We start from the raw sequence: 7606 nt of genomic DNA on the forward strand, positions 1-7606 counted from the left end.
ATCCACCGAAGTGGACGGGGTATCAACTTCTGGCGTTGATTTTTGGCACGCTGTTGAGTTCTCAAGGAACGGACGCTTCCTTTGTACTCACCCTCGCGGGTTTTCCTCCGGGCTTTCGTTCTGTGTTCTTGCGTTTCCGACTCTATCAGAGCCAGTCTCGCTTGCTTTCCAGGTCCTGCGCTTTTGCGCTTTCCCTTTCCGGCGATTCCAACTCTACCAGATCATTTCCGCGCCGTTTCCGACTTGGATTTGAATTCGGTGACCGTTGGGGGTCTTTGCCTTTCGGCGCTCCGCTACGTTAGCGCTTTCCCCTTGCGGCTCATAATCGGGCCGATCGGCAGGTAATTCGGGCATGCCGAATAAGACCCCGCCAGGGGTAAGTCGTAGGTAGTGGTTTGGCCGCTCTGGGGGTCTGCTGAAGGCAGTGCCCCGTTCAAGCGGCTCGGGCTACGTTAGGCGTCCGGCAGGGCCGAGTCAAGTTGACCGGCGGCGTGGTGCGTGGGCGCGGTAGGGGCTGACCGTGGGGTCTCCCGTGATCCAGTAGCGGTACGGGTGGGCCGCGCCGGCCCCGCCCACTCCCGTACGGGGACCGTTGCTCACCAGGTCGGCCGGTGTGGCCGTACCGGCGAGGAGGGACAGGGGAGAGTCCGGTCCGCCACAGAGGTCGGTGCCGTCGAGGGAGCGGTCGACGTCCAGGGCGGTGGCCAGACGGGCCGGACCCTTGGCCAGTTCACGCGGGTTTCTGGCTGAAAGGCGGCGTTTGGCAGCCAGGTCCGCGCCCAGCGTGACCTCGCCGGCGCGCAGCAGTACGCCGCTCGCGTGGCCGGGAGGGCCGCAGACCAGGTTGAGGCTGAACCACATGCCGTAGATGAAGTAGACGTACGCGTGTCCGGGCGGGCCGAACATCGACGCGTTGCGGGCGGTGGGGCCGCGGTAGGCGTGGGAGCCCGGGTCGGCCTGGCCCTCGTACGCCTCCACCTCCGTGATGCGCAGTTCGAGGGGGCCTTCCGGAGTGCGGCGGACCAGGGTGCGGCCCAGCAGGTCGGGGGCCACGGTGAGGACCGGGCGGTCGAAGAAGGACCGGGGCAGGGGCGTACGGTCGGGACGCGCGCTCATCCGGTCGAGCGTAGTGGAACGCGCGGCCCCGCAACCGGGGCCTAAGGTTCCGCGTGGGTAAGGGGTAGGCGCTCCTGCGTCGCCAGATCCTTCGTACAGGCCTTCAAGGGGAGTTTGAGCATGGGGTTCAGGAAGCTGTTGGCGAGCCTCGGTGCCGGCGGTGCCTCGGTGGACACGGTCATCACCGAGCCGAACGTGGTGCCGGGCGGAATCGTCCAGGGCGAGGTCCGCATCCAGGGCGGGTCCGTGGAGCAGCAGATCGAGGGGCTGTCCGTCGGGCTCCAGGCGCGGGTGGAGGTGGAGGGCGGCGACCAGGAGTACAAGCAGGACGTCGTCTTCACCAAGCAGCGCCTCGGCGGTGCCTTCCAGGTCGAGGCCGGCAAGCTGCACGTGGTGCCGTTCGGGCTGGAGATCCCGGCGGAGACGCCGATCACCCACTTCGGGGGTCAGCACCTGCACGGGATGAACATCGGGGTCAGCACCGAGCTGGAGATCGCGCGCGCGGTCGACGCCGGTGACCTGGACCCGATCAACGTGCACCCGGTGCCGGCGCAGCAGGCGATCCTGGACGCGTTCCGGCAGCTCGGGTTCACGTTCCGCAGTGCGGACATGGAGCGCGGGCACATCCGCGGGACGCGGCAGACGCTGCCGTTCTACCAGGAGATCGAGTTCCTGCCGCCGTCGCAGTACCGGGGGCTGAACCAGGTCGAGCTGACCTTCGTCTCGGACGGGCGCGACATGGACGTCGTGCTGGAGATGGACAAGAAGCCGGGGCTGTTCAGCGAGGGAAGCGACACCTACCGCTGCTTCCAGGTGGGGCTGCAGTCCTACGAGCAGACCGACTGGGCCGCGTACCTGAACCAGTGGATCGCGTCCGTCGGTTCGCAGCGCAACTGGTTCTAGGCTCGGGCCGGTACGCGTTGTCGATCAGGAGGTTCAGCAGTGGTTGAGCAGAGCAGGGCGCCCCTCCCCCACGACTTTCACCCGGAGGTCCCCTCCTTCACCGTGACGAGCGCCGATCTGGCGCCGGGGGCGGAGCTGGGCGACGGGCAGGTCCTGTCGGGCGGGAACGTCTCGCCCGCGTTGCGGTGGGAGGGCTTCCCCGAGGGGACGAAGAGCTTCGCCGTGACGTGCTTCGACCCGGACGCGCCGACGGGCAGCGGTTTCTGGCACTGGGTGCTGTTCGACCTGCCGGCCTCGGTCACCGAGCTGCCGGCCGGGGCGGGCAGCGGGAAGTTCGAGGGTCTGCCCGCCGGGGCGGTGCACGTACGGAACGACTACGGCACGAAGGACTTCGGCGGGGCCGCTCCGCCGGCCGGGGAGCGGCACCGGTACGTGTTCACGGTGTACGCGGTGGATCAGGAGAAGCTCGGGCCGGACGGGGACGTCTCTCCTGCCGTGGTCGGGTTCAATCTGCGCTTCCACACCCTCGGGCGGGCCCAGCTGATCGGTGAGTACGAGGCGCCGGCGGGCTGATCGTTCGCCGAGCGTTTGCCCGGTCCTGGTCTAAAGACGGCCAGGACCGGGCATTTTTATTGCGTTGTCCCGCGTGGCGCGCGCGGCCAGAGTGGTTCCGGGCCTTGCCGCCAGGGTGGTCGCGGGCCTGCACACGGGAGGTGGGCGAGATGCGGGACACGCTGGTGCTGAATGCGAGCTTCGAGCCGCTGTCGACGGTGACCCTGAACCGGGCGGTGGTGCTCGTGCTCCAGGACAAGGCCGTCGTCGAACAGTCGCATCCCGAGCTGCGTGTGCGCGCGGCCACCATGGAGCTTCCGATGCCGCGGGTGATCAGGCTCTGCCGGTACGTGCGGGTGCCGTTCCGAAGACATGCTCCCTGGTCGCGGAGGGGGGTGCTGGTCCGGGACCAGCACCGTTGCGCGTACTGCGGGAAGCGCGCGACGACCGTGGACCACGTGCTGCCGCGGGCCCAGGGCGGTGGGGACACCTGGCTGAACACGGTGGCCTCCTGTGCCGAGGACAACCATCGCAAGGCGGCCCGGACTCCGGAGGAGGCGGGGATGCCGCTGCTGCGGAAGCCGTTCGTGCCGTCGCCCGCCGACGCGATGCTGCTCGCGCTGGGGGTGGGCGGGCGGGAGCCGCTGCCCGAGTGGCTCGCGCGGTCCGCCTAGTCGTGTGCCCCGTCCGCCGTGGTTCCGGGCGGACGGGGCAACGTATGTCGTCTACGTCTTTCAGCGGAGCAGGAGCTGGGCGATGGCGAGGATGCCGACCGTCACGATGACTCCGCGCAGGACCGTCGGCGAGAGCCGGCGCCCGACCTTGGCGCCTATCTGCCCGCCGATGGTGGAGCCGACGGCGATGAGGAGGACGGCCGTCCAGTCGAAGTCGGCGACGAAGAGGAAGAAGACGGCGGCGATGCCGTTCACGAGGGCGGCGATGACGTTCTTGACGGCGTTGATCCGTTGCAGGTCCTCGTGGAGCAGCAGGCCCATGAGTCCGACGTAGAGCACGCCCTGGGCGGCCCCGAAGTAGCCTCCGTAGGCGCTGGAGAGCAGCATGCCGGTGAGGAGGACGGGGCCGCCGTCTCCTTCCCCGGGGTCGGTGCCGGCGGCTTCGCGGCGGCGGCGCAGGGCCGCGGCGAGGCGGGGCTGGAGGACGACGAGGACGAGGGCCAGTCCGATGAGGACGGGCACGATCGTGTCGAAGGACTCCGAGGGCAGGACGAGGAGCAGGATCGCTCCCGCGAGGCCGCCCACGAGGGAGACGGAGCCGAGGCGCAGGATGCGGGCGCGCTGCCCCTTGAGTTCGTTGCGGTAGCCGATGGCTCCGCTGATGGAACCGGGCACGAGGCCGAGGGTGTTGGAGACGTTGGCGGTGACCGGCGGCAGGCCGGTGGCGAGGAGCACCGGGAAGGTGATCAGGGTGCCGGAACCGACGATGGTGTTGATCGTGCCGGCGCCGATTCCGGCGGCGAAGACCGCGAGTGATTCCCAGACGGACATGGACATGGACGGAGCCATCCCCCTTGCGTGAGCGAGTCGCCTCCCCGCCGTGAAGGTCGAGGGGCCTCACCGATCATGCACGAGGGGGCGGCCGGTTCAGTCGATGGGGGGCTGTTCGCGGCGGTCGGGGCCGCCCGTGTGGTCGTTCGCGCCGCTCTTGCCGGGGTTCTGCGGGTTGAATCCGCTGGAACCGCCGCCCATGGGGCCGAAGTTGCCCATGGCGCCCGAGAGGCCCTTGAGTGCGTCTCCGATCTCGCTGGGCACGATCCAGAGCTTGTTGGCGTCGCCTTCGGCGATCTTCGGGAGCATCTGGAGGTACTGGTAGGCGAGGAGCTTCTGGTCGGCGTCGCCGGCATGGATGGACTCGAAGACCGTACGGATGGCCTGGGCCTCGCCCTCGGCGCGCAGGGCGGCGGCCTTGGCGTCACCTTCGGCGCGGAGGATGGAGGACTGCTTCTCACCCTCGGCGCGCAGGATTTCGGACTGGCGGACGCCTTCGGCCTGGAGGATGGCGGCGCGCTTGTCGCGGTCGGCGCGCATCTGCTTCTCCATCGAGTCCTGGATGGAGGTCGGCGGCTCGATGGCCTTGAGCTCGACGCGGTTGACGCGGATGCCCCACTTGCCGGTGGCTTCGTCGAGGACGCCGCGGAGGGCCGCGTTGATCTCCTCGCGGGAGGTGAGGGTCCGTTCCAGGTCCATGCCGCCGATGATGTTGCGGAGGGTGGTGACGGTGAGCTGCTCGATGGCCTGGATGTAGCTGGCCACTTCGTACGTCGCGGCGCGGGCGTCGGTCACCTGGTAGTAGATGACGGTGTCGATGTTGACGACCAGGTTGTCCTGGGTGATGACCGGCTGCGGCGGGAAGGGGACGACCTGTTCGCGCAGGTCGATGCGGTTGCGGATGGAGTCGATGAACGGGACGACGATGTTGAGGCCCGCGTTGAGGGTGCGGGTGTAGCGGCCGAACCGCTCGACGATGGCTGCGCTGGCCTGCGGGATCACCTGGATCGTCTTGACCAGGGCGATGAAGACCAGAACCACCAGGATGATCAGGACGATGATGATCGGTTGCATGCGGTTCCCCGTGCCCTTCCGGCTGTCTGTGCTGCCCCGTTGATCGGAGTCTCGCAGACCCGGGGCCTGCGAGCAGGCTGGTTGTCACATCACGACGGCGGTCGCCCCGTCGATCTCCACCACGTCCACGGACTGGCCGGGTTCGAAGCTCATGTCCGCGTCGAGGGTACGGGCGGACCAGATCTCGCCGGCGAGCTTGATGCGTCCGCCGCCCGCGTCGACCCGTTCGAGGACGACGGCGGAGCGGCCCTTCAACGCGTCGATGCCGCTGCGGTGTTGGGGCCGTTGGTCGCGGTGCCGGTTGGCGATCGGCCGGACGACGGCGATCAGCGCGACCGATACGACGACGAAGACCAAGACCTGCGCGACCACCCCTCCGCCCAGTGCCGCCGTGACCGCTGCCGCGACCGCGCCCACGGCGAACATGCCGAACTCCGGCATCGCGGTCAGGACGAGGGGGATGCCCAGTCCGACCGCGCCGATGAGCCACCACACCCATGCGTCGATGTCCACATGGTCATGGTAGGTCGGGTGGGCGCGGTCCGGACAGGGCGCGAACGGTACGGCCGGAAGAGACGGCCTAGCGCAGGGGCAGGCCCTGGGCGGTCCAGCGGTCGTGGTCGTTGCGCTCGACGACCAGCGGGAGGCCGAAGCAGAGCGAGAGGTTGCGCGAGGTGAGTTCGAGGTCGATGGGACCGGCGGTGACGACCTTGCCCTGACGGATCATCAGGACGTGCGTGAAGCCGGGGGCGATCTCCTCGACGTGGTGCGTGACCATGACCATCGAGGGGGCGAGCGGGTCGCGGGCGAGGCGGCCGAGGCGGCGTACGAGGTCCTCGCGGCCGCCGAGGTCGAGACCGGCGGCGGGCTCGTCGAGGAGGAGCAGTTCGGGGTCGGTCATGAGGGCGCGGGCGATCAGGGTGCGCTTGCGCTCGCCCTCGGAGAGGGTGCCGAACTTGCGGTCGAGGTAGTCCGACATGCCGAGGCGGTCGAGGAAGGCGCGGGCGCGCTGCTCGTCGATGTCCTCGTACTCCTCCTGCCAGGTCGCGGTCATGCCGTAGGCGGCGGTGAGCACGGTCTGCAGGACGGTCTGCCGCTTGGGCAGCTTGTCGGCGAGGGCGATGCCGGCCACGCCGATGCGGGGGCGCAGCTCGAACACGTCGGTACCGGGCTTGCCGAGGGTGCCGCCGAGGATGGTGGCGGAGCCCTTGGTGGGGAAGAGGTAGCTGGAGGCGAGGTTCAGCAGTGTGGTCTTGCCGGCGCCGTTGGGGCCGAGGATCACCCAGCGCTCCCCCTCCTTCACCGACCAGGAGACCTGGTCCACCAGAGCCCGGCCCTCGCGGACCACGGATACGTCCACCAGCTCCAGAACATCGCTCATGAGCGTGTTGTCACCCCTTGCAGTCACGGTTCTCTGTGCGCCGGCAGGCGCAGCCCCAGGGGAAAACCTACGCCACTCGGCGGGGGGTCCGGTTCCGGGGCCGGGTGCGGGGGGCGATCCGTAAAGTGGGGGGATGCTTTTCGAACCACGTTCAGGGCGGCTGGCCGCCTGGGGGAACGCGCTGCTGGCCGGTCTGGTGTCGCCCGACGAGGCCGCGTCGTCGATCGTCGGTGAGGACGCCGTGCACCGGGTGTCCGGGCTGCCGGGGGAACCGGGTCCGGTGGGGCTCACGCTGGCGCTCGGCCGGATGCGGGCGCTGGGGGTGAGCGGACTGCGGGTGGCGCTGCCCGCGCCGGGGCATCCGCTGGGGCTGAGCGGGCCGGCGGAGTTCAACGCGCGGGCGCTGGAGGCCGAGGAGGCGGTGGTCGCGGTGGGGGCGGCGCTGGGGCTGGTGCCGGAGGTGGTGGAGGCCGGGCCGGCCGGGGACCTGCACGTCTCGGTGACGTGGCACTGCCTGCCCGTACGGGAGGCCCCGCCGGCGGACGTGCCGTCGCTCGGGGAGGCGGAGCGGGAACTGGCGGAGGCGCTGCGCGAGGCGACGGTGGTGCTGACCCGGCTGGACGTGGCGGCGTCGGGGCCGGTGGCCGACGCGGCCCTGTCGGCGTACCGGGCGCGGGCGGAGGCGGGGCGGGACGCGCTGGCTCCGGGGTATCCGCCGCGGGCGGTGCGGGTGCTGGCGCTGGCGCAGCGGGTGGACCTGATGGTGTCGCTGGCGTACGAGAACGGGCACGGGGGTGCGGTGGCCGCCTCGGAGATGGCGGCGCGGGCGGAGGCGCTGCGGCCGGTGGAGCGGGTGGCCCGGCGGGCCCTGGTGGCGGCGTTCAACTCCGCCGTCGAGGAGCGGGAGCGCGGAGCGTAGGGCTCCGCGTGGGTGGCTCCGCCGGATGGCCCGGGGGGGGGCTTCGGGCCCGTCGGCCCGGAGGGGTTCGGGCACAGCCCGGGGGGCTACGGCCGGCCCGGAGGGTTCGGGCCCGGCCCGGAGGGGGCTTCGGCCGGCCCGGAGGGGCTCGGGCAC

9 protein-coding genes are annotated in these 7606 nt (G+C 70.3%); 4 read left to right on the forward strand and 5 right to left on the reverse strand.

Annotated features, from left to right (window positions below):
• Window positions 1–474: 474 nt before the first annotated feature.
• Complete coding sequence (locus AC07B0_RS24905) at window positions 475–1116, reverse strand: DNA-3-methyladenine glycosylase (protein WP_356879532.1); 642 nt, start codon at window positions 1114–1116, stop codon at window positions 475–477.
• A 120-nt stretch (window positions 1117–1236) separates the two neighbouring features.
• Between AC07B0_RS24905 and AC07B0_RS24910 the strand changes: the two genes are divergently transcribed.
• From AC07B0_RS24910 to AC07B0_RS24920, 3 genes are all read left to right on the forward strand, one after another.
• Window positions 1237–2019 (forward strand): sporulation protein, encoded by a 783-nt coding sequence (locus tag AC07B0_RS24910; protein ID WP_356879534.1) that lies wholly within the window; start codon window positions 1237–1239, stop codon window positions 2017–2019.
• 39 nt (window positions 2020–2058) lie between these two features.
• A complete protein-coding gene (locus AC07B0_RS24915) occupies window positions 2059–2592 on the forward strand; it encodes a YbhB/YbcL family Raf kinase inhibitor-like protein (RefSeq protein WP_478898970.1) in 534 nt (177 codons plus the stop codon).
• A 149-nt stretch (window positions 2593–2741) separates the two neighbouring features.
• Complete coding sequence (locus tag AC07B0_RS24920; RefSeq protein ID WP_356879538.1) at window positions 2742–3245, forward strand: HNH endonuclease; 504 nt, start codon at window positions 2742–2744, stop codon at window positions 3243–3245.
• 60 nt (window positions 3246–3305) lie between these two features.
• On the opposite strand, the gene AC07B0_RS24925 is transcribed toward AC07B0_RS24920, so the two are convergent.
• From AC07B0_RS24925 to AC07B0_RS24940, 4 genes are all read right to left on the reverse strand, one after another.
• On the reverse strand, window positions 3306–4082 hold the full coding sequence (locus tag AC07B0_RS24925) for a sulfite exporter TauE/SafE family protein (protein ID WP_356879540.1): 777 nt from the start codon (window positions 4080–4082) through the stop codon (window positions 3306–3308).
• A 90-nt stretch (window positions 4083–4172) separates the two neighbouring features.
• The gene (locus tag AC07B0_RS24930) at window positions 4173–5150 is read right to left on the reverse strand and encodes an SPFH domain-containing protein (protein WP_356879542.1); all 978 of its coding nucleotides are present in this window, start codon (window positions 5148–5150) and stop codon (window positions 4173–4175) included.
• 84 nt (window positions 5151–5234) lie between these two features.
• Window positions 5235–5663, reverse strand: coding sequence for an NfeD family protein (locus AC07B0_RS24935; protein WP_356879544.1), 429 nt, complete (start codon window positions 5661–5663; stop codon window positions 5235–5237).
• A 67-nt stretch (window positions 5664–5730) separates the two neighbouring features.
• Window positions 5731–6531 (reverse strand): ABC transporter ATP-binding protein, encoded by an 801-nt coding sequence (locus tag AC07B0_RS24940; protein WP_356879546.1) that lies wholly within the window; start codon window positions 6529–6531, stop codon window positions 5731–5733.
• A 133-nt stretch (window positions 6532–6664) separates the two neighbouring features.
• Here AC07B0_RS24940 and AC07B0_RS24945 point away from each other — a divergent pair, with 133 nt between their 5' ends.
• Complete coding sequence (locus AC07B0_RS24945) at window positions 6665–7450, forward strand: hypothetical protein (protein WP_469383575.1); 786 nt, start codon at window positions 6665–6667, stop codon at window positions 7448–7450.
• Window positions 7451–7606: the final 156 nt, after the last annotated feature.

The sequence above is a fragment of the Streptomyces sp. NPDC044704 genome, from assembly GCF_056433525.1.

Bases quoted from the DNA above. Each gene is read 5' to 3' on its own strand.
- AC07B0_RS24940 (WP_356879546.1), bottom strand. From the start codon at position 6,531: ATGAGCGATGTTCTGGAGCTGGTGGACGTATCCGTGGTCCGCGAGGGC.
- AC07B0_RS24910 (WP_356879534.1), top strand. From the start codon at position 1,237: ATGGGGTTCAGGAAGCTGTTGGCGAGCCTCGGTGCCGGCGGTGCCTCG.
- AC07B0_RS24930 (WP_356879542.1), bottom strand. From the start codon at position 5,150: ATGCAACCGATCATCATCGTCCTGATCATCCTGGTGGTTCTGGTCTTC.
- AC07B0_RS24905 (WP_356879532.1), bottom strand. From the start codon at position 1,116: ATGAGCGCGCGTCCCGACCGTACGCCCCTGCCCCGGTCCTTCTTCGAC.
- AC07B0_RS24925 (WP_356879540.1), bottom strand. From the start codon at position 4,082: ATGTCCATGTCCGTCTGGGAATCACTCGCGGTCTTCGCCGCCGGAATC.
- AC07B0_RS24920 (WP_356879538.1), top strand. From the start codon at position 2,742: ATGCGGGACACGCTGGTGCTGAATGCGAGCTTCGAGCCGCTGTCGACG.
- AC07B0_RS24945 (WP_469383575.1), top strand. From the start codon at position 6,665: ATGCTTTTCGAACCACGTTCAGGGCGGCTGGCCGCCTGGGGGAACGCG.